This is a genomic window from Glaciimonas sp. Gout2, assembly GCF_035018905.1.
In the GTDB taxonomy this organism is placed as follows: Bacteria; Pseudomonadota; Gammaproteobacteria; order Burkholderiales; family Burkholderiaceae_D; genus Glaciimonas.
Genome location: NZ_JASJXA010000020.1, coordinates 23801 through 45959 on the forward strand (window position 1 = coordinate 23801; position 22159 = coordinate 45959).

At 48.4% G+C, this 22159-nt stretch carries 14 protein-coding genes; 5 read left to right on the forward strand and 9 right to left on the reverse strand.

The genetic code is table 11. The features are described from left to right. Positions 1-30 precede the first annotated feature (30 nt). The 3 genes from tkt to gap all read left to right on the forward strand — a co-directional run bounded on the left by tkt (position 31) and on the right by gap (position 3768). Entirely contained in the window at positions 31-2025 is a 1995-nt protein-coding gene (gene tkt / locus QN379_RS14440; protein WP_323506942.1) for a transketolase, read from the forward strand. Beyond that, a complete protein-coding gene (locus tag QN379_RS14445; protein WP_323506943.1) occupies positions 2022-2615 on the forward strand; it encodes a GNAT family N-acetyltransferase in 594 nt (197 codons plus the stop codon). The genes tkt and QN379_RS14445 overlap by 4 nt, the downstream gene beginning before the upstream one ends. Before the next feature lie 142 nt (positions 2616-2757). After that, positions 2758-3768, forward strand: coding sequence for a type I glyceraldehyde-3-phosphate dehydrogenase (gene gap, locus QN379_RS14450; protein WP_322236999.1), 1011 nt, complete (start codon positions 2758-2760; stop codon positions 3766-3768). A gap of 191 nt (positions 3769-3959) precedes the next feature. On the opposite strand, the gene glnE is transcribed toward gap, so the two are convergent. Continuing rightward, positions 3960-6749, reverse strand: coding sequence for a bifunctional [glutamate--ammonia ligase]-adenylyl-L-tyrosine phosphorylase/[glutamate--ammonia-ligase] adenylyltransferase (glnE, locus tag QN379_RS14455; RefSeq protein WP_323506944.1), 2790 nt, complete (start codon positions 6747-6749; stop codon positions 3960-3962). A gap of 317 nt (positions 6750-7066) precedes the next feature. On the opposite strand from glnE, the gene QN379_RS14460 reads away from it, so the two are divergent. Both QN379_RS14460 and QN379_RS14465 read left to right on the forward strand, forming a co-directional pair. Beyond that, positions 7067-11314, forward strand: coding sequence for a YhdP family protein (locus QN379_RS14460; protein WP_323506945.1), 4248 nt, complete (start codon positions 7067-7069; stop codon positions 11312-11314). Positions 11315-11442: 128 nt separating this feature from the next. Beyond that, positions 11443-12261 carry a carbon-nitrogen hydrolase family protein gene (locus QN379_RS14465; protein ID WP_416186818.1) on the forward strand — a complete coding sequence of 273 codons (819 nt, stop codon included), beginning with the start codon at positions 11443-11445 and terminating at the stop codon, positions 12259-12261. Between the two features lie 93 nt (positions 12262-12354). Here QN379_RS14465 and QN379_RS14470 read toward each other — a convergent pair whose 3' ends face one another. The 8 genes from QN379_RS14470 to QN379_RS14505 all read right to left on the reverse strand — a co-directional run bounded on the left by QN379_RS14470 (position 12355) and on the right by QN379_RS14505 (position 22071). Then, a complete protein-coding gene (locus QN379_RS14470) occupies positions 12355-13503 on the reverse strand; it encodes a hypothetical protein (RefSeq protein ID WP_322237004.1) in 1149 nt (382 codons plus the stop codon). A 5-nt stretch (positions 13504-13508) separates the two neighbouring features. Further along, a complete protein-coding gene (locus tag QN379_RS14475) occupies positions 13509-15956 on the reverse strand; it encodes a pilus assembly protein TadG-related protein (RefSeq protein ID WP_322237005.1) in 2448 nt (815 codons plus the stop codon). Positions 15957-16335: 379 nt separating this feature from the next. After that, positions 16336-16704: a DUF192 domain-containing protein gene (locus QN379_RS14480; protein WP_322237006.1), complete on the reverse strand. Its 369-nt coding sequence runs from the start codon at positions 16702-16704 to the stop codon at positions 16336-16338. A gap of 201 nt (positions 16705-16905) precedes the next feature. Next, positions 16906-17538 (reverse strand): hypothetical protein, encoded by a 633-nt coding sequence (locus QN379_RS14485; protein WP_323506946.1) that lies wholly within the window; start codon positions 17536-17538, stop codon positions 16906-16908. Between the two features lie 306 nt (positions 17539-17844). Next, positions 17845-18165 (reverse strand): hypothetical protein, encoded by a 321-nt coding sequence (locus tag QN379_RS14490; RefSeq protein ID WP_322237008.1) that lies wholly within the window; start codon positions 18163-18165, stop codon positions 17845-17847. 93 nt (positions 18166-18258) lie between these two features. Then, entirely contained in the window at positions 18259-19152 is an 894-nt protein-coding gene (locus tag QN379_RS14495; protein WP_322237009.1) for a type II secretion system F family protein, read from the reverse strand. A 98-nt stretch (positions 19153-19250) separates the two neighbouring features. Next, complete coding sequence (locus QN379_RS14500) at positions 19251-20108, reverse strand: type II secretion system F family protein (RefSeq protein WP_322237010.1); 858 nt, start codon at positions 20106-20108, stop codon at positions 19251-19253. After that, entirely contained in the window at positions 20101-22071 is a 1971-nt protein-coding gene (locus QN379_RS14505) for an ATPase, T2SS/T4P/T4SS family (protein WP_322237011.1), read from the reverse strand. The genes QN379_RS14500 and QN379_RS14505 overlap by 8 nt, the downstream gene beginning before the upstream one ends. Positions 22072-22159 lie beyond the last annotated feature (88 nt).

Sequence of the window (22159 nt, forward strand, 5' to 3'; positions counted from 1 at the left end):
ACGAACAACCATTGCCTAACTGTAAAAACCATGACCACCACACTCCCGACCTCGAAGATGGCCAATGCGATCCGCGCTTTGGCAATGGATGCAGTACAAAAAGCCAATTCCGGCCATCCAGGTATGCCAATGGGCATGGCCGATATCGCTGTGGCGCTGTGGGCGAAGCACTATCGGCATAATCCCACCAATCCAAAATGGATCAATCGGGATCGATTTGTGTTGTCGAACGGACATGGTTCAATGTTGCAATACGCGTTATTGCATTTGACCGGCTACGACCTGCCGATGGACGAGTTACGTAATTTTCGTCAAATGCACTCCAAAACACCGGGTCATCCGGAACTGGACGTCACGCCTGGAATTGAAACCACGACGGGTCCGCTGGGGCAGGGTTTAACCAATGCAGTCGGCATGGCATTGGCTGAAAAATTGTTGGCCGCAGAATTCAACCAGCCAGCCTTTCCAGTTGTCGATCATTACACTTACACTTTTGTGGGTGACGGTTGTTTGATGGAAGGTATCTCGCACGAAGCGTGTTCGCTAGCGGGTACATTGCGTCTCTCCAAATTGATTGTGCTATATGACGATAACGGTATTTCGATTGACGGTCATGTCGAAGGTTGGTTTAAGGATGACACCCCAAAACGTTTTGAAGCCTACGGTTGGCACGTGATCCGCAGTGTAGACGGGCACGATGTTGAGGCAGTGAATGCTGCCATCCATCAAGCCAAATTAGCCGACAAACCAACCCTGATTTGCTGCAAAACAGTGATCGGTAAAGGCTCACCTAATCTGGCTGGTACCGATAAAGTTCACGGCGCAGCATTGGGCGACAAAGAAATCGCCGCAGTGCGCGAAGCATTGGGCTGGACTTCAGCACCGTTTGAAATTCCTGAGGATGTTTATGCCGCATGGGATGCCAAGGTGCAAGGTCAACGTTTTGAAGATCAATGGAATACTTTATTTGCTGCTTACAGCGCTGAATTTCCAACCCAGGCCGCTGAACTGACGCGTCGTATGAAGGGCGAGTTACCTGGCAATTTTGATCAGACGCTGAGCGCTTACGTTGCCACATGTGTTGAAAAGCAAGAAACTATCGCGACGCGTAAAGCGAGTCAAAATGCAATTCAGGCTTTGGCTCCGGTATTGCCTGAATTCCTCGGCGGTTCCGCTGATTTGACTGGTTCCAATCTGACTAACTGGAAAGAGTGCGTCGCCGTTCGTGCCGACCAACCGGGTAACCATATCAATTATGGCGTGCGCGAATTCGGGATGAGCGCGATGATGAACGGGATCACCTTGCATGGTGGTTACATTCCATTTGGCGCGACCTTTTTGACCTTTTCTGATTACAGCCGCAATGCGTTGCGTATGGCCGCATTGATGAAAATTCGTTCGATATTTGTCTTTACGCACGACTCGATCGGTCTTGGCGAAGATGGTCCAACCCACCAATCTGTTGAGCATGTATCAAGCCTGCGCCTGATTCCGAATCTGGATAACTGGCGTCCATGCGATACGGTGGAATCAGCGGTTGCGTGGGGTTATGCAGTCAAGCGCCATGATGGTCCGAGTACATTGATTTTCTCACGCCAGAATCTGCCATTTCAACAACGTAATCCGACGCAAATTGCGGACATCGCACGCGGCGGCTACGTTCTCAAAGATGCTAAAGACGCGAAAGGCATCATCATTGCGACTGGCTCTGAAATTGAATTAGCAGTCAAGGCGGCCGACGCGTTGGCCGCTGAAGGCATCGCAGTACGCGTCGTCTCAATGCCAAGCACTGATGTGTTTGATCGTCAGGAAGCGTCCTATAAGGCGAGTGTTCTCACCCGTGGCTTGCCACGTGTGGCGATTGAGGCTGGCGTCACTTCAACATGGTATAAATATGTTGGTCTTGAGGGCGCAGTTGTTGGAATGGATACTTTCGGTGAGTCGGCTCCGGCTGGCGTCTTGTTTAAGCACTTTGGTTTCACAGTGGAAAATGTGGTGGACAAAGTCAAACTGACCCTGGCATGAGCGTGGGTATAAAGAAAATTAAAAGTGTTCCTGAGGTGGCCGACGTCACCGATTTCGCCAATATAGTTGGTGACTTTTCGGTGCGTCGCGGTACTGTGGCCGATGCCGGGGTGATCGCTGGGGTGCGCATTGATAGCTGGCGTGCAACTTATCGTGGAATTCTTCCTGTCGCTTATCTCGATAGCATGAAAGTTGACGAAAGTACGGCATTGTGGACGCGCATACTGCATGCAGCATCCGATGCGGCTTGTGTTTTTGTCGCTGAAATTGATGGTGAAATTGTCGGGTTTGCTGCAGGTATGACGCTCAGTGAGCCGAAGTTGGGTTTCGATAGTGAGCTGACTGCGATTTATTTAATTCCATCGGTGCAGCGTGCTGGTATTGGTCGTCGGTTAGTCGCGCACGTAGCATCGACGCTTGCCAGCGCGGGTGCAAACAATATGCTGGCCTGGGTATTGTCACAAAATGACATTGCCCGACAGTTTTATACCAAGTTAGGTGGAGAATTGCTGACCGAGCAAACATTTATCTGGGATGATCTGGAGATGCAGGAAGTTGGTTACGGCTGGCGTACGATACGTGTTAATTGAATGCAGGGTAATGCTAAAGCAATGCTAATACGAGCCGCATAAGAATAAAACTCAGGCTCTAAGCAGGCTTAACGCACTCAGGCAACGACGATTGTACACAATCGTCTGAAGTAAATTTTTGTTCATACCTTAGGAGAAAAGCATGACTATTCGCGTTGCAATTAATGGCTACGGCCGCATCGGCCGCAACATCCTCCGCGCGCATTACGAAGGCGGCAAGAAGCATGACATCGAAATCGTCGCGATTAACGATTTGGGTGATCCAAAAACGAATGCGCATTTGACCCAATACGATACAGCACACGGTAAATTTCCCGGTACTGTGACAGTGGATGGCGACGCGATTGTTGTTAACGGAGACCGTATTAAGGTATTTGCACAACGCAATCCAGCTGAACTTCCATGGGGTGAGCTGAAGGTTGACGTTGTTTTGGAATGCACGGGCTTCTTTACCACCAAAGAAAAAGCTAGCGCGCATATTCATGGTGGCGCCAAGAAAGTAATCATTTCGGCACCGGGCGGCAAAGATGTTGATGCGACGATTGTTTTTGGCGTTAATCACAATGTCTTGAAGTCGACTGACACTGTCATTTCGAATGCATCTTGCACCACCAACTGTCTAGCCCCATTGGTTAAGCCATTGAATGACAAAATTGGCGTGGTAAATGGTTTGATGACAACGATTCATTCTTATACTAATGATCAAGTGTTGACAGATGTCTATCACGAAGATTTGCGTCGGGCCCGTTCAGCAACCATGAGCATGATTCCCACCAAAACCGGCGCAGCTGCCGCGGTTGGTTTGGTCTTGCCAGAATTGAACGGTAAGTTGGACGGTTTCGCCATTCGCGTGCCAACCATCAACGTGTCGTTGGTCGACCTGTCGTTTGTTTCTGCACGCGAAACAACGGTCGATGAAGTCAATGCCATCCTGAAAGAAGCCTCGGAAGGTTCACTGAAAGGTGTACTGACTTATAACGTTGAGCCATTGGTTTCAGTCGATTTCAACCACAATCCTGCATCGTCCAATTTTGATGCAACATTGACCAAAGTTTCTGGCAATTTGGTTAAAGTGTCGAGCTGGTATGATAACGAATGGGGTTTCTCGAACCGCATGCTGGATACCACTGTGGCATTGATGGAAGCCAAGTAATCTTAACGGTTACCTGAATTTTCCGAAGCCCCGCTAGTCGGGGCTTTTTAACGACCTTAACTTGCAGAGAGTAAACGTTATTACGTTATGATTCTGCGTTTTTAAGGATCAAATCACATGATGAGTTTGATGGTTTGAGCGATTAAGTTGATGGGAAATTAGACCGCTTTCCCATCAACTGCATCATAAGTTTAATGCGTAGTGGCCGTAAATACTGATGCCATCAGCTTCTTGACTATGGGTGTTTCAGCGGCAACCCAACCCGGCGATACCCGCGCTCGCTCGTCACCCTGAAGGCGGCGCTGATGTTGCAACTTGCGATAATGGCGATAAGCATTTGCAGCTTCGCTCGCGAGTTCCGCATCAATCAAGCCTAACTCGCCACATAATTTTAATAATGCGATATTGCCAATGTCGGCGGTGAGTTCAGGGTGTAGCGCGGAATGTCGCAAGATTAAAAACTGTACCAAAAACTCGATGTCGATCATCCCACCTTCATCGTGTTTGAGATCAAATAGATCGCTACGATTGCGATTGGCGTCTCGCATTTTTTGGCGCATAGCGCGCACTTCCTGTTCCAGTTTGAGCGGATCGCGGACCTGACGCAAAACATCAACACGAAGGGCTTCGAAGCGTTCACCAATATCGCTGTCGCCTGAGCAAAACCGCGCGCGGGTTAACGCTTGATGTTCCCATAACCACGCTGACTGTCGTTGATATTTTTCGAATGTGGCAAACGTTGATACCAGTAAACCACTGGCGCCATCCGGACGTAAAGCGATATCGATATCGAATAGTATTCCAGCGGAAGTGTGACTCGTCATCCAGGTAATAAACCGCTGTGCCAGTTTGGCGTATAGCGCAGGTGCATCCTGATCGGCATCGTCGTAGAGGAAGACCACGTCAAGATCGGACGCGTAGCTTAACTCCTTCCCTCCCAACTTTCCATAAGCAATAACGGCGAATTTGGGCACTTCGCGATGACGATTTGGGAAGGTTTTCCAGACCGACTGAATGGTGGTGTCGACTAAAATATCTGCAAGCAAGGATAAGTAATCAGATAAGACCTCGACGCTTAGCTTGCCTTCCAGATCTTGCGCCAACAATCGAAACAATTGGGCGTGATGGAGTTCCCGCAATAAATCAAGCTGACGCTCAGTATCACCTGCGACGGCGTCCATCTGACGTCGGCAATCTTGGGCAAATTGTGGCCAGTCAGGATCGTCATGGAGACTACGGTCGTCCAGCAATTCATCAAGTAGGATAGGATGAAGCGTCAGGAACTTAGCTGCCCAGTCACTTGCGCCGATCATACGGATCACGCGAAGCAAGGTTCCGGGATACTCTGTTAATAATGCCAGATAGGCAGCGCGACGAGCGATAGTATCGAGAAAATCAAGCAGTCGGCCAAGCGTAATGTGTTGTGAGGTCGATTCAGTGCTATTTTTGGATTCTGACAGTTTGCCAATGATAGGCAGCGCAACGTTGATTAACGCCGTATAGCGATTGCGACTAATTTCGGGTAAGTTCTGTATGCGTCCAGATTGCCAGGACGAGGCAAGGCGGCGCGCATTATCGGTGACATCGCCGAAGCCTAGTGAAGTCAATACGCTTTCGATGACGTCCACACTGTCGCGGTCGCTCAGGGCGCAGAGGATATTTTGTGCCTCATTATTGGCGGCATTGTGTTGTCCATTTTGTTTATTTTGCTTATCTTGTTTGTCGCTAAAAATAGCATCAAACTGAGCCGCAACCAGCACGCGACGTTTTTCAAGTTCGTTGAGTAAAGTCTCGGTATCGCCAAATCCCATCGATTGAGCGATGATCAGACGTTCGGCATCGCTAACCGGCAGGGTATGGGTTTGCGCATCATCGAGGTATTGCAAACGATGTTCGAGATTACGCAAAAAATCATACGCTTCCAACAGTTGGTCGACGACCTCGGCAGTCAGCAAATTCTTGTCAACTAACGTGCGCAAGGTTTTACGGGTCGAGCGGTCACGCAGATCATGCTCACGTCCGCCCCGTATCAATTGGAATACCTGCGCCAGAAATTCGATTTCCCGGATTCCACCACGTCCCAGTTTGACGTTATTGTTGCGATCAGGATGTAAAGCTTCCTGGCGGGTGACTTCCGCCCGGATTTGTCTGTGCATCAGCCGCATGGCATCGATCGTGCCGTAATCCAGATAGCGTCGGAATACGAAAGGGCGAGAGATGCTCTCAAGCGCGACAATGTCTTCAGGTCGACCGGTCATTGCGCGCGCTTTGCACCATGCGTAGCGCTCCCATTCCCGACCTTGCGTGACCAGATAGTTCTCGACCATATTTAAACTGGCGACGAGCGGACCCGATGCGCCGTTTGGACGCAATGCCATATCAACCCGAAAAGTAAAGCCGTCCTGAGTGATTTCGGATATGGCGGTGATCAGTTTTTTGCCCAAACGTATAAAAAACTCATGATTTGATAAAGGACGCTGTTCAGTGCTATCGGTGACGGTATCACCGTCTTCCGCGTACACAAAAATCAAATCGATGTCGGACGATACATTGAGTTCGCCACCACCCAGTTTACCCATGCCAAGGATGATCAGTTCTTGCGGTAAGCCAGACTCTTTACCAATCGGCATGCCGTGCAGCCCGACCATCTCGCTCATGACGCTGGCGAGATGCGTTTTGACCGCAAAATCGGCGAATACGGTCATCGTAGTGACGACTTCTTCCAAATCTGCCACACCAGTTATATCACGCGCAATTAACGTGCAGACAATCAAATTCCGCAAACGGCGCATCGCACGCGGTAACGGCATGCCGGAATCTATTTCATTTTGTAACAGCAGTGCAAAAGGCGTCTGGCTTAGGGATAATTGCGCTAATCCCGCAACTTTTTCTGCGCGGCCCGCTTCCGCGCTAATCCAGCGAGTATAAAAATGAGAGGCGGCATCGGTGCTAATGAGGGATTGCGTCACGGCGTTTGACATTCAAGTAATGAATACGGTTTGACTAATTGAATCACTACGCGTGTGACTCTAGACATTAAGCATCGCACAGTGAGTAAGTACGCATGATGCCGCGGATGGAATGGATTTGGAATACTTTTGTCGGGTTTTAAGGGTTTTGATATTTATCGATAACGATACGTGCGAACATAGAGGGGTATTTTGAGTCTGATTGCGTCACTAAGCGGAAAGTAGGTTTATTTTTATTTTCTCTGCATCGTTGATGTATGTTTGTTTTCTGTTTGTCTTGCGTTATTGCGCCATTTCGTTTTTAAATCACCAATTTTCCCCATTGATTGATGTCTAAAAAGCAACAAAATAATCCTGTCGCCGTGCCTCGAATCACACTATTGTGGCGTGCGATTACGAGCGCATACCAACGTATTAACCTGCTAACACATCATTTGGTCGGGTTTGTGCTGAAGACCTTGGTCGTGGCGTATTTTATATTTTGTGGGGTGTTTCTGACGCTGCGTTATGTGGTTCTGCCAAATATTAGCCACTACAAAAGTAACGTTGAACAAATCGTCAGCAGTGCGCTTGGATCTCCGATATCAATTGGAACGATTGCGGCATCATGGGACGGTTTGCAACCGACGCTGACGTTGACCGATGTCATTGTTGCGGATCAAAAAAAATCACCTGCTTTAAGTTTGCCGCAAGTTGCTGCCACACTATCCTGGCGTTCGTTATTGTTAGGTACGCTGCGCCTTGATTCATTAGAAGTTGATCGCCCGAATCTACAAATAGAACGCGATACGGCAGGTAACTTGTTTATCGCCGGGATTCCAATTAATCCCAAATCCGAGAATGGCGGCGGCGGTGCAGAATGGGTTTTGGCACAAAATCAAATTGTGATTCGTCAAGGACGTGTCAGCTGGAACGATAAGTTGCGGGGCGCACCAGAACTAGCGCTCACGAATGTTGATGTGGTAATAAACAACCGTTGGCGTCACCATCGGCTATCAGTGCGGGCAACGCCACCTGCGACATTTTCTACGCCGATTGATCTGCGCGCTGAATTCACGCATCCAGTGTTTGCTCGGAAGAAAGCCGATATTTCTCGTTGGAAGGGAACGCTTTACGCGGACATTCGGAATACAGATTTAACACTCTGGAAAGCTTACGTCGATTATCCGATTGAACTAAATCAAGGAAAGGGCGCGGTAAGAGCCTGGCTTGATCTTGATCATGCCAAGGTGGTCGATTTTGCTGCCGATGTGGAATTAGCCGATTTGTCGGTACGTTTGCGCAAAGATTTAGCGCTCCTGACTTTGCGTCAGGTACATGGTCGGATTTCCGCGCAGGAAGAAATCGGACCGTCATCAGCAGATGGCGTACCGACCTTCGGTAGCAACGGGCATCATATTTCGTTGACGGATTTTTCGTTCGAAACCATGGACGGTTTGGTCCTTCCGCGCACCACCATTAATGAGTCTTATTTGCCAGCCAAAGGTAGTCGGCCAGAAAAATACTCTTTAAGCGCCGACAGGCTTGTACTGCAAACCTTAGCTGATTTTGCTCAGCGCTTGCCGTTGACCAAGTCACAAGTCCAGATGCTGAACGACTATGCACCGCGTGGCGAGTTACACAATTTCTCAGCCCAGTGGCAGGGCACTTATCCAGCAGTTACCGCTTATCATGCTAAGGGACAGTTTAAAGGACTGAGCCTAGCTGCGCAGTCGTCTCGAGTTGCTCAACCAAAAACGGCATCCCAGCCAGCGCAACCGGCCATGTCAGCTATTCCTGGCGTTGATAATATTACTGGCAGTATCGACGTTAGTCAGTCAGGCGGTTCGCTCAACGTTGCGTCGGACAAAATGTCAGTGACCTTGCCCGGCTATTTTGTGCAACCGGTGATGCCGTTCCAGCACCTGGACTTAAAGGCGCATTGGCAGGTTCAGGATGGCATGTTAGAAAAATTAGCTCAGAAAGCGTTACCCTCACCATCAATCCCAAGGCAGGGCAAAAATCTGCTGATACAAATTGATAGCCTGAATTTTGTGCAGGATGGAGCCGCCGGATCACTATCGGGCACCCATTTGTTGCCGTTAGGGCGTCATGACGGTGGTCTCGGAATGATCGATATAACCGGCCAGATAAGCATGTTTCAAATAAATACTATCGGGTCTTATTTGCCGTTACACACCCCTGAGCATTTGCGACACTGGTTGGTTGGCGCATTGAAAGACGGGACCGCACGTGACGTAACGATTAAACTTAAAGGTGATCTTGCACATTTTCCATTTAATACGCCAGCGAACGATCCTACCGCAAAAGCCAAGGGTGAGTTTAGCGTTTTCGGTAAGATTGATAACGGAACAATGGAATATGATCCTGGTATTTTTGGTCAGGACGGCAAGCAACCCTTGTGGCCGCTTCTGGAAAAAATTAACGGAACGATTGCCGTGGACAGGACACGGTTGCAAATTAAGGCTGATAGCGCTAAAACGACTAACGTGGCGTTGAGCAATGTGGTCGCAACGGTTCCGGATTTATTGTCGCATGATGGAATGCTCAATATTGAGGGGAAAGGTGCCGGTGCGCTCGGCGATTTTCTGTCCTTTGTTAATAACAGTCCAGTTGAGCACTGGATTGGTGGTTTTACGAATGAGTCTGAAGGCAAGGGCAACGCGCAACTCAATCTCGATCTTCACATTCCCTTGGCGCATGCATTCGATTCTAAAGTCAATGGTACGGTCCAATTTTTTAACAATGACGTTGTGTTGCAAAAGATCATTCCGCCATTACAAGGCGTCAATGGCAAACTTGAATTCAATCAAAAAGGGTTCAATCTAAATGGACTCAAGGGTTCTTTTCTTGGCGGTCCGGTTCAGGCCAGTGGTGGCACGCAGCCAGATGGTCAGAGCAAAATCAAGATTGACGGTGTGGCAACGCTGGATGGGTTAAAAATAGTGTATCCAAGTGCCAACGCGCAAAGTATTTTCAGTCATGCCAGTGGTGCCAGTCGCTACAGCGCAACCGTATCTATCCATGATCATCATACCGAATTGCTGGTTGATTCCAGTTTACAAGGGCTGACATTGAATTTCCCCGCACCATTGCAAAAGGCTGCTAATGACAGCTTGCCACTTAAATTTGAATGGGTCGGCGTAACGTCTAATGATCCATTATTTTTACGTGACGAAATTCGTATATCTTTGGGCGCGGCGATGGCTGCACGCTATCAACGGCAGAAATCCATCGACAAAGAAGCCGAATGGAAAGTATTGCGTGGCGGTATCGGGGTCAATGCACCTATACCGGAACCCGATAGCGGAGTGGTCATTAATCTGAATGCGAAATCGTTAAACCTTGATCAGTGGAGTGATCTGGCAGGCGCTGCTAACGATGGCTCGGCTAATAAAGCTATCACAGATCCAGCGCAACTTGCTGGTATCGCCCAATATGTCAAACCGGAGGTAGTGGCGGTCCGGGCTGGTGAATTGATTCTCATGGGAAAAAAGCTGAACAATGTGGTGGTGGGCGCATCGCATCAAAAAAATATATGGCAGGCAAATATCGACTCTACTCAGGCATCTGGTTACGTGACCTGGAATACGGTCAGTTCTGGGCACGGCCTTGGTAAGGTCACAGCACGCTTGTCATCGCTGATCATTCCAGAGAACGCGACGTCGGATGTGAAAGAAATATTAGAGAGCAAAGATGCTGCGACCGAGATACCGGGTCTTGATATCGTTGCTGAAGATTTTCAGTTAATGGATAAAAAATTAGGTCGGCTGGAACTGGTTGCTGACAACGTGCATGCCGATGTCGGTAGCGAATGGCGTATACGGCGATTGTCCATTCGCAATCCCGATGCCGAACTCAAGGCAGCGGGCAAATGGACCACGGTCAATGACAATAACTTGACCAATTTAACTTATGCGCTAGACGTCAATGATGCAGGAAAATTGCTCGAACGTTTTGGTTTCGCCCATATCCTTAAGAGCACCAAAGGGCGGATGGATGGCGATGTTACATGGAAGGGATTGCCGTTTTCAATTGATATACCATCACTAACAGGACAGATTAATCTGGATATGCAACAGGGTCAATTTCTCAAAGTCGATCCCGGTGCAGCCAAGTTGCTGGGCGTACTCAGCCTGCAGTCATTGCCGCGTCGCCTGACACTAGATTTCAGGGATGTATTTTCGGAAGGGTTTGCGTTCGACAGCGTCACCGCCACGGCGACGATTGCGCAAGGCAAGGCAACCACTGATAACTTCAAGATGCGTAGTGTGGCGGCGACGGTTTTGTTGAGTGGTAGCGCTGACATTGCTCAGGAAACGCAGAATTTGCATGTCGCTGTTCTTCCGGAAATTAATGCGGGTGCGGCCTCGCTGGCAGTATTGGCAATCAATCCTGTGGTTGGCATCGGTACTTTTTTAGCCCAGTTATTTCTACGTGATCCGTTGATGCGGGCTTTCACTTTTGAGTATGATATTACTGGTCCATGGAAAGATCCGATAGTGAAGAAAATCGGGCATAAAGACGATCAGTCTGAAGGCAAAAGTAATGCTACAACTGTCATCGAAAATCATTAGAGTTAACATTAAAAGCAAAGATTAAAAGTAAAAATTAAAAGCAAAGCAATCACCATCAATTATTTAGTAGCTGTATCGCTTTAAAAAAATAGCGCAAATCACATTAACCTGAGAGTCGGAGTCGAAATATGATGAATCAAGCTACAAGCCCATTCAAAATTGCCGCCATACAAATGGTGTCGACGCCGCAGGTTGAAGAAAATTTTTCTACCGCGCGAAAATTGGTCGCTGAAGCGGCACAGCAAGGTGCGCAATTAGTTTTACTGCCTGAATATTGGCCGATCATGGGATGGCAAGATAGCGACAAAGTGACCATTGCCGAATCTCTTGGCGCTGGCCCTATTCAACGTTTTATGGCAGGGCTGGCAAAAGAACATAATATTCATTTGATCGGCGGCACGTTGCCGCTTATCTCGCAAGAGTCAGGCAAAGTGCTTAACGCCACGTTGGTGTATGGCCCTGGCGGCGAGCAGTTGAGTCATTACGATAAAATTCACTTATTTAGTTTTAATAAAGGCGAAGAATCGTACGACGAGGCGCGCACCATTTCTTATGGCAAAGACGTCACCACTTTCAATGCACCGTGTGGCAAAGTTGGCCTTTCAGTATGCTATGACTTGCGCTTTCCTGAGTTGTACCGCGCCATGGGCGATTGCAGTTTAATTGTGATGCCGGCCGCCTTCACTTACACGACCGGTAAAGCGCACTGGGAAATTTTATTGCGTGCCCGCGCCATCGAAAATCAATGCTATGTTTTAGCTGCCGCGCAAGGCGGTAAACATCCGAATGGCCGCCGCACATGGGGCCACAGTATGTTGATTGATCCTTGGGGCGAAATCAAAATGGTACTGCCTGAAGGCGAAGGTGTCGTCAGCGGCGAGATCGACGCCGATTACATGCGACAAGTGCGTGAAAATCTGCCAGCTTTGCGACATCGGAAGTTGTAATTTCTTTTGCTTTAATGAATGTCTCGGAGTAGACCCGCAGATATCCGAAAGAGGCTAGGAAAGGCTGATCAATTGGGCCTTTCTGCAGAGTTGTTATGGCGCATTAAACTTTAGCGCGGGGTTATCGAACATCGAGATGACGCGTGCGCGCATGGTGCCGGATGGACACAATTCATCTTGGGTATATTGGGTCAGACGAATAGAGTTCGGTACGTTGGCTTTGCACGTCACGCCGACAAACTCAGGTTCCAGACCAGCACCCTTAAAGGTGAAATTTTCCTTGTATTCATCGGTCGGCTTGAATAGCTTTATCAGATCACCTGGATTTTTGAGGCCGTTGTAATCAAAGCCCATGCCTTGGGTTACCAGCGCTGAAATCTGCGCTGGATTGATCCCCGCTTTATCTACCCGATAATTGCCGCCGAAACCCGATGCACCACCAATCAACTGGGATAAATTTCCATACTGACCATTGTTAAGCACCATGCCCACGTGATTGGTTGGTGCGAGCGGATTGAGCTCTCCATAAATCCGTTTAATCGCGACCGCTCCGGGCGCCGACCAGGAGTTAGTCACCATAGTCAGGCTGCCCAACGCCAGATTGGTCGTCACGCCGTCGCTACTTGCGCCAGCGGGCGGCGTGATCCCAAAACGTTGTTGCATGAATGCTGTAATAAATTCCCCTAATCCGATGGCACCGTTGACTTGAACTCGTTCGTAAGGTTTATCATCAAGCTTGAGGCTGGTGAGCGTATTGTGAGTAGGATCGAATCCCATCGGACCGCCGGGTGCCGTATTGGCGTTAGTCGTGACTGTTAATGCGCTGCTGGTGACGGCACCAAAGGTAGCGCTTGCAAACGTGTTGGTAAAAAAGCGAGCGGCTGTCGTCATCCAATCTGGATGATCTTGCATCATCGCGTCGCCTCCCGGGGCTTGCGATTGTCGTGCGCCACGTGGCGTTAGATAAACGTTTCGAAACACTTTGGGCGCTAGATCTGCATCGCTACTGTAAAGCGACTGCACGTCCGCTGTCCCGTTGTCTTTATAGGCAGTTCTTTCCCACATAGCGAAGCGTGGGGCTTCAGCATTTAACTGCGCCAGTTCTCCAAAGCGCCACACCCACTGCATCGCAAACAAAAATACCATAAACAGGCTGAGCGCCACCACTGACTCGAATAACGCCTGCCCAAACTGACGGCGGGAAGGTAATAGATAAAGCCTGCGGGTTTGCGATATAAGCATAGGACTCAGTCAATCAGGAAGAACAACGATTTCTCAGGATAATTCAGTCCTTCCAGTCGTGCGTTCCAGTACGGCAGCATCAGATTGGCGTGCGAGACAATTTGCGAGCGAGTGGTCCAACGCTCAACCGGTGCGCGATAATAGACGCGCGCCTTGCCAATAGCCTTCAGATAATTTTGTTTTATTTCCGCGTCATAATCATGTAACGGCGCTCGGCCGAGATTGAATTTGCTTTCTGATTTTAGCGGTAATTTGTCGGTCGTTTCTTGCAATGCCACCACGAACGAAGGGCCAAGATCCTTTAAGGCTGAATTCTGTATTTCTTTGCTGGCGACAAATATATTACTGGCGGCACGGTCACCTATTTGATAGTTGCCCATATTTGCGTCGCGCATTTCCCACAAGCCAAATCTTTCCGCAGGCAATCCCATGTCGGCTGCAACCGCACCGCCCAATCCCGGTTTTTGAAATAACGTTTCGGTTCCGCGCGAGGAGCGCATGCCGAGCACATCAATCAGATCGCCGAGACCCAACGCCTTGAGAAAGAACTGGGTGAACTTGTTTGGCGCGTTGACGGGATCATCGAATACCGTATTCGCCATCGTAAAACCGCTACCGAGCATGTTTGAAATGGACGTGGCGACATTGCCGCCCAGATTGGACAGGTTCTGAAAATTTGCTGCTTGTTGTGCCAGCGCAGTGGCCATTTCAACTTCGGCATCGCCACCACCCGGACTTGGTGCGTTGAGTGCAGCGCCCGACGCTGGCATCCCGGCAGGCGCACCGCCTACGACGCCAGTCAGGTTGCTTGCATTAGCGTCAGGTAGATTCACTGCTGACGAAGCAGAGCTACTTCCATTGATGCCGCCACCGGCAGCATCCAAAATTGGTGCCAACGTGGCCATAGCGGCGTTGTTCAACGTTTCGGTGGCGGTCGCTATTTGCGGCTGGCCTTTCATTGCGCGGTTGGCTGAGGCCTTGGCGATATTCATGACACCGCGTTCGTAATATTTTTTTGCAGCACCAGCGGCCAACGATGCGCATGCGCCGCCGATGCGGGGTGCATACACCTCGCCGGTTGGTAACGTGAAATACATACAGTCATCAATCCCTGTTGCCTCGCCCCAAAATGCTTTCTTCCAGGCGGGCGTAGCGTTCACCACATCTATAAACTTGTCTAAGTCATCGGGAATCGTTTGGTTTTTATTCAAACCTTGACGACCCACCTTGGACATTGTTACCGCACCTGCCATCGGGATGTGGATATTGAACAGATGGGGATTAATTTCCATGATATCGATGTTGCTCCATGCATATGTCCCGTCCTGCATTTGAATCATGCGTGTACCGCCAGTACGCTCATAAAGACACATTATCGGACTCACGATAAGACCTACCGTATTCATGAATCCTTCGATAACGGGACCAATCACGTCGGCCGCAACATTACCTGCCAACGCGGGGACGATCTGTTCCAGACCGTTGACCGATAGGCCTGTTAGCAACCCATTCGTCGCGCTCAAATTACAGCCATCCACTGTCCATAAACCAACGGCATTGGGAAACAGGCGACGACCGCCCATACCACTCGTCAACTTGAACATATCTGCCATCATCAAGCGATGTACCAAATTGAATTCAGCAGTGCCTTTATCGCCAGGAACTTTGGTTTTCATTTCAGTGCTGCCCATAAACTTACGCGGCGGCTGATGCAGCTTAATCATGCTGCCGAAATCAACTAGACTTTTACCGATCTGATACATCACCGTTTGCGGAATGTATTCTGCTTGCGGTGCATTCGCTGTCAGCAAATCTTTTTGCATTGAGATCAAGGCAGAAGCGGTAGTTGCCAGATGGACCTGTTGCGAAGCAAAAATGGCGTAGTTAGTCAGCGATGTAGTCGCCGTGCCAGCATTGGCTAATACCTGACTGGTGACGCGCACGCCATTGACGATCTTTTCCCAATAGTCGCTAAAGGTTGAGACGGTTTTGAGGATGCTCGATAAACCGGTACCGATATAGGGGATGAATTTGGTTAAGGCAGCCGTTGCCTTCAGCACCTTGGCGTTATTACGCCAGTACTGGTCCGACATGGTGACGTTAGACCACATCGCCGTCATTTGTCCAACAGCCTGATAGTTCGCAATCATGGCGCGGTTGGTGTAGGCGGTGTAATTGAGTCCTTCAGCGGCGACGTTAGCTGAACTGTAAGCAATGGCATCGGCTGCATTGGTCAGGCGGCGCTTTTCAGCAGTTAATTGCGCCATGTTATAAATGGCAAATAATCCGATACAGAGCACTGCAAGAAAAAAGATGGTAATGGGTAAAACCGCACCACGTTGTGTGCGGAGCATATCGCCATGAGCTTTTGAAAAAGTATTTTTGCGCGCGTATTGTAGAGAAAAATCGGGTTCCGTTTTTAACAAAATAGCCTCAACGCTCAGGTCGTTCATGTGACATTGTTGAGATCATAGAAATTTATGGTCGGGATCTGGAAGCTAGCCGCGATATTAATATCTTGATACGACATTCAATCGGCGTGAATGACAAGCGGTGTCATGAATCTTGAATTTAATGACGCGGGGAAGATGATGGTTGATAGTAGAAAGGTTTTGTTACGGGGTGATGACGACCGCCAGTTTGCATCCGAATTACATTTTTTATTGTGAATTAACTTGGCATAAGAGCGAAACGTATTGCTACGTTCTACAGAAAAATAACGCAAAAAAGCACGCGCGTGACGATGTTCACGCTGTCTCTTTTATAAAATAGTGATGGAAGTTTTATCAGAAGACGATCGCATTGCGCGATCGTTTTTAGTACGGCGTAACGTTAGAAATGTGGCGTTGAAACTGGTAAAAGAACGACTATCTGGATGACCTTGCCAGTAACCGGTTGAGCAAGTTCTGCCAGACAATCATCCACTTTCAAACCAAGCCGAGCGGCGTTTCCGGCGCTCAACTCAAGGCAGGAATGCGCTTTAGCCGCAGCAAATTTCCATGGTCGGATATGTTCCACAATACGCATGATATTTCCATCTAGATCAATAAATACTGCATCAATTGGCAATCGCATGAAGCATGTATGGATGCTATTGCATGGAGAAATCAGCATTCCTTGCTGGTCATTTAGAGGAAGTGAACCCAACAAACCGACAGCGCGTTTCCAAAAATTATTGGCGATCCGGACGTCAATTTTCATAGGGTAGTTTGTTATTTGAACGCGTGGTCAGTGCGATGGCGAGTGTGGAGTGGGTCATCGTCTTTAACAATCTGATGATGCGTGAAGAAAAAATAATGAGGCTATAAGTTACACAAATAAACCACACAAATAAACGCCACAAATAATGGACTGATCGTCTTGCGGTATCAGCGTGGTACGTCTATAAATATGAAGTGGTCATTACAAATCGAAAGGTCTGACCTCCAAAAAACTTGCCATCTCCAGATTGGCTCGTGGACTAAACAGGAGTCGTACGGTTTGTTCCACTCCGTTTGTCAGCGCAAAGAATTCCATTTCCGCATTTCCATGTTCGTGCAGCGGTGGTAGGCATTTTTCACCATTACGCGCAGTTGATTTTTCCCATTGTTGTCCAAACAATTTTTCCATGTTCCGATAACTGACTCGTTCATCTTCGTTGCGCAACCACAAGTTGAGACGTCCCTCTACGTCGCCGCCGAATTGTTCCTCCTTCCGGCAGAGGATCGTTAGTCCCCCTTCGTCACGACGTCCGTCCCAAGAGGTTTTAACCATAGCGCCAAAGCGGGTAATTTCAACACGTTTGACGTTCTCTCTGTTTTCTCCGACACGACTAATCTGAGCGCCGCCTGTGAAACGCTTGAGGTTATCATCGGTGTAAAAGTCATCTGTCAGCAACAAGTTTTTACTCAATGCTTTCTTGATATTTTCCAGAAGCGTAAGCGTAGTCGCTGGTACTTTTATCATCCTACATTCCTCTCTCCCAAATCCAAAGCGAACTGGTGGGGCGCTGTTGGTGATGACGTTCTTAGCCTTATCAGCGATAAAAATTTCCATGAAACTTGTCCCAATCTCATTCAAAAGCGATCCCAAATTTTCATCGAAAAATACTACTTAATCTGGTTTGAAACTTCTCAAAAGCGCGCTATCCATCATCTTGTGTTGAAATTGGCAATAAATTACTTTCTCAACTGATGGCAATCGTCGATTTGGGCGAGTACACATTGCAGTTTTGAAAGGGATTCATGGGGTGATAAATTGAATATCCAGCAGGGAAATCCTCATAAACGGAATGCTTTTTCAGCGATGATATTGCCAATAAAACCATTAATACAGAGTCAGATTTTCAGACGCGACCCATGCTTATCCATTTTTTTTTAGACAACTTGCTTTAGCCACATTTAGTCGTTTTTCCATGCTGGCCTCTAGCAATGGCGATTTGCCGGTTTTGATTAGCGAGTCGTACTCTGCCTGCGGTACGCTGTTCCAATAAGTATTAGAAACACAATCGCAGAACGTAGGCAACTTCGTCTTATTTTTTGGAGTGCCTTGTGCGCTTGCACCCATTTGTATGCATACCTGCGTATTTGCTTGCTTAAGCTGCGGCAGGACTGTAGCGCCCCAGACCGTGCCAGAACAAACAAGAGATAGTGTTAGGGCCGAGCTGAATATTTTTGTTTTCATTAGTGTTTGTTCGAGTTGTCAGATTGGGAATGGTTCAGTGAGAATTATAAAAAGTATAGCTTTTGATGAATGCTGCTATGACGCGCGCACTCTTTATCTGAAATTTGTCATGATAGTGAGCACAATCGGAAAGGCGATGATGATAAAAGTGATTGGGAAAATGAACATGATGAGTGGGGCGATCATTTTCATTGGCGCCTCCATTGCCAATTTCTCTGCTCTCTGAAAGCGCTCGGTGCGCTTTTGTTCCGAAAATTTGCGCAAAGTCGGTCCGAGTGGAACGCCCAGTTTGTCACATTGCAGCACAATACCAACAAAGCGCTTGATGTCCAGATTGCCGGTACGACGGGCGAACTTTTCGAGAGCTTCGGCGCGTCCGGCTCCCGTTTTCATATCGCGCACTACCCGCTCTATTTCCTGCCGCAAGATACAGGCCGGGCCACGCTCACAAAAATTAATGATGGCTGTATTTAAGGTTAGGCCACATTCACAACAGAGCGTCACGATATCGACAAAGGATGGGAAGTAGCGGGATATTTCCAGGTTACGGCGCTTCTTTTGGTCCTTGATCCACATTAGCGGATAAAACCAGCCAATTGACCCAAGCACAGCGACAATATAAAGCACCTTATAATCAATACCAAATGCCCCAAAACTGACCAAAATTCCGAAGAAGAGAGAAACAGCCAGAGAGAAAAATTGAACAGCGAACGTCTCGTTCGGCGTCATGAAATATTCCAGACCGGCCGAATTGAGCATTTGCTTACGCTTGAGTAAGGTGGCTTCGGATAAATAAGCACCGAAATAAAAATCAAAAAACATGACGCCATTCCATACTTTTTTCAGGAGTGGTGGCAATGGATCCATATTGGGCCGAAATTTGCTAACTTTGGCGTTCGCCAATAACTTAAAGATGTAAAAAAGAAATACGCTAAGACTGCCGAAGGCCAGAATGATCGCGCTATATAGATAAATTGAACTGTTCATACCATTCGTCCCTTAGTGATGTTCGTGTTGGGTTTATGCGTATTGCCAATTGCGTGAGTTTTAGAAAACGTTAGTATCTCTGAGGATGGCTTTCTGTATCAGACATCGATGGCGAGAATTTTTTGTATTACTTTGTGACCGATGTAGGCCATGGTCAAACAGATAAACAAGACGATTTTTCCGTAGAAGGTGGTGACTAGTTGACTCATCTCTTCCGGTTGGATGAAATACAAAGCAACGCCCACCAGTCCTGGCAGGCAGATCATGACCCACCCTTGCATTTTTCCCTGCGCGGTCAATGACCTGATTTTTCCTTCAATAGTCAGCTTTTGCTGTATCGTATTAGACAGACTCATCAGGGTTTCAGATAGGTTGCCACCGACCGATTTTGAAATACGGAAGGTCATGACCAATAACTGAAAATCGACCAAATTAATACGCTTGCCAACTTCTTCGATGGCGGTCTCAAAGTCGACACCGACTTTTTGTAAACGAATCACGTGCGCAAATTCATTTGCCAGCGGCGAGCTGATTTCCTTGGAATAAGATTGCAGTGCGATGCTCAGCGATACACCGGCAGTCAGGCTCGATGCAATCACGGTGAGGGCAGTCGGCAGTTCATATTCAATACTACTGAGGCGACGTTTACGTTTGTGATCACTGATCCACAATGGCGCTTTGAAAATAAAATAACCAATCAGCATGATCAATAAAATATTACGCACGACAAAATAGATCACCACCGTCAGCAATATCGTGGCCGCAATTTGCGCAAATAGAACCAGATAGACCCGGCCATCTGTAAGGCCGGTCCACTCCTTGATGCGCTCTAGATAGCGCACGTGCATATCAAAAAGTACTTTAAGAAAGTAGTTTTTTGAGTTTAGCAGTGACCAGGCAATAAACACGACCAGTACAAACACAATCAAGGAAAACATGAAGATCATACTATTCATTGTTCATCCTTTCGATGAACGCCGGCATCATCCCTGAATAACGGAATTCTCCACATGTCTTGCCATTTTTGTCCAATCCTTCGCGATGGAATTTAAAAACGTCTTGAAGTTGAACGGTTTCTGATTCGATCCCGACTACCTCAGTGATGGCGGTCACTTTACGCGCCCCGCATGAATAGCGGGTGAGCTGAATAATCAGATGTACCGCCGACGAGATCTGTTCGCGGATTGCGCGCACCGGCAAGTTCATGCCGGCCATCAGTACCAGCACTTCCATCCGTGCTAATGCATCGCGCGGGGAGTTTGCATGTAAGGTGGTCATTGATCCATCATGGCCGGTATTCATTGCCTGCAACATATCGAGCGCTTCGCCACCGCGACACTCACCGACGATGATGCGATCCGGTCGCATCCGCAAAGAGTTACGCACCAAATCGCGAATTGCGACATGGCCCTTGCCCTCCACATTGGGAGGGCGACTTTCCAGAGATACCAGATTGGGCTGAGAGAGTTGCAATTCAGCAGCATCTTCGATCGTCACAATCCGTTCATCGTTTGGTACGAAGGCCGACATCATGTTAAGGAAGGTGGTTTTCCCGGAGCCAGTACCTCCCGAAACGACAATGTTCAGACGCTGCTCGACAGCACTACGCAGAATATGCAGCATTTCATCGGTCATGGACCCGTACTTTATCAAGTCTTCAGCGATCATTTTGCGACGTGAAAACTTTCGAATCGTCAGTGTTGGTCCCCGTAGCGATAGCGGCGGTACGATGGCGTTGACGCGTGAGCCATCTTTTAGCCGCGCGTCAACCATTGGCGAACTCTCATCAATCCGACGCCCAAGAGGCGTGACAATCCGTTCGATAGCGCCCATGACAGCCAGGTCGCTGGTAAAAGTAGCGGCCGATAGTTCGAGTCGACCGCCGCGCTCAACCCAGATTTCGTCAAACCGGTTGACCATAATTTCAGTGACGCTCTCGTCGGCGATCAAGGGCTCTAAAGGGCCCAGGCCAACTGCCTCATCCAGTACTTCTCGGGTTAGCTGCTCGGTATCAATATTGTCCGGTACGTTGAACGTGGAGGCCAAAAGCTCCTTGATCAACGTTTTGACGTTGGCCTTAAGATCTTCCTCCGACATCTTATTGGCATCGATCCGGCGTAAATCGATTTCATACAGAACGGCCTCGTGCAGCGTTTTGCGCCAGCGCGAAAACTCATGATCAATGACGCGCGCTTGAACCGCAGGCGCTTGTGTGCCGGCACTAGTTGGACGCGATGACGCTGGCTGCTCTGCACGTTCAGTGCGTTCCGGCTTAGTCGCTGGTCTCAGGATGGGAGGAGGATTTGAAGATGTCGCGCTTTCGTGCCTCGCTGTTACGGTTGGTGTGAACGCGGCCGTTGATGGAGCCTTTACCGGTTGCGGTGCGCGTTCCTGCGCACGCGGTACCCGCTCAGCAGAAGCATCAAGCAGATCATCTGCTAACAATACGTCATCATCGAAACTGATTTCATCGACCGTTGCGCTGGGCCTAGTGGAATGGTTCGGTGGATTATTGTGCATATTTGCAGACAATGCCCGACGTGCGTTTGCATTGTTTGCTTCATTTGGGTCGTCAAGCTCACGTCGACTGGCGGAGGTGTCTCCTTGCCGATTAACGTGCAAGGTCAGCGTGTAGCCACCGATTCGAATTTCCGTTCCTGCGTTGAGTGGACCAAGGCGATTAATCCGTTCGCCTTCAATCCATGTGCCGAAAATGCTACCGCTATCCTCAAGGAAAATACTGCCCTCGTTGATCAGAAATGTCGCATGTAATTTACTGACACTCCAACCTTTTAAGCGCAGATCGGATCCGTCGGCTTTTCCGACGATAAATTTATCCTTAGTGATGGCGACTTCATCAAGTGTGTCATAACCATCTGACACCACCGTCAATAAGAAACTTCCAGAAATATCTGCCATGGACTATATCTCTCCATTAAAAATAAATGTATTCAGATGTATGCAATCTACTCCAGCGCCGTCGTTATTTATTGGCGGTTCTCGCTAC

Bases quoted from the DNA above. Each gene is read 5' to 3' on its own strand.
- QN379_RS14480 (WP_322237006.1), bottom strand. From the start codon at position 16,704: ATGAAAATTGACGTCCGGATCGCCAATAATTTTTGGAAACGCGCTGTC.
- QN379_RS14505 (WP_322237011.1), bottom strand. From the start codon at position 22,071: ATGGCAGATATTTCTGGAAGTTTCTTATTGACGGTGGTGTCAGATGGT.
- QN379_RS14460 (WP_323506945.1), top strand. From the start codon at position 7,067: ATGTCTAAAAAGCAACAAAATAATCCTGTCGCCGTGCCTCGAATCACA.
- gap (WP_322236999.1), top strand. From the start codon at position 2,758: ATGACTATTCGCGTTGCAATTAATGGCTACGGCCGCATCGGCCGCAAC.
- QN379_RS14485 (WP_323506946.1), bottom strand. From the start codon at position 17,538: ATGGAAATTTTTATCGCTGATAAGGCTAAGAACGTCATCACCAACAGC.
- QN379_RS14445 (WP_323506943.1), top strand. From the start codon at position 2,022: ATGAGCGTGGGTATAAAGAAAATTAAAAGTGTTCCTGAGGTGGCCGAC.
- glnE (WP_323506944.1), bottom strand. From the start codon at position 6,749: ATGTCAAACGCCGTGACGCAATCCCTCATTAGCACCGATGCCGCCTCT.
- QN379_RS14500 (WP_322237010.1), bottom strand. From the start codon at position 20,108: ATGAATAGTATGATCTTCATGTTTTCCTTGATTGTGTTTGTACTGGTC.
- QN379_RS14495 (WP_322237009.1), bottom strand. From the start codon at position 19,152: ATGAACAGTTCAATTTATCTATATAGCGCGATCATTCTGGCCTTCGGC.
- QN379_RS14465 (WP_416186818.1), top strand. From the start codon at position 11,443: ATGATGAATCAAGCTACAAGCCCATTCAAAATTGCCGCCATACAAATG.
- QN379_RS14475 (WP_322237005.1), bottom strand. From the start codon at position 15,956: ATGAACGACCTGAGCGTTGAGGCTATTTTGTTAAAAACGGAACCCGAT.
- tkt (WP_323506942.1), top strand. From the start codon at position 31: ATGACCACCACACTCCCGACCTCGAAGATGGCCAATGCGATCCGCGCT.
- QN379_RS14490 (WP_322237008.1), bottom strand. From the start codon at position 18,165: ATGAAAACAAAAATATTCAGCTCGGCCCTAACACTATCTCTTGTTTGT.
- QN379_RS14470 (WP_322237004.1), bottom strand. From the start codon at position 13,503: ATGCTTATATCGCAAACCCGCAGGCTTTATCTATTACCTTCCCGCCGT.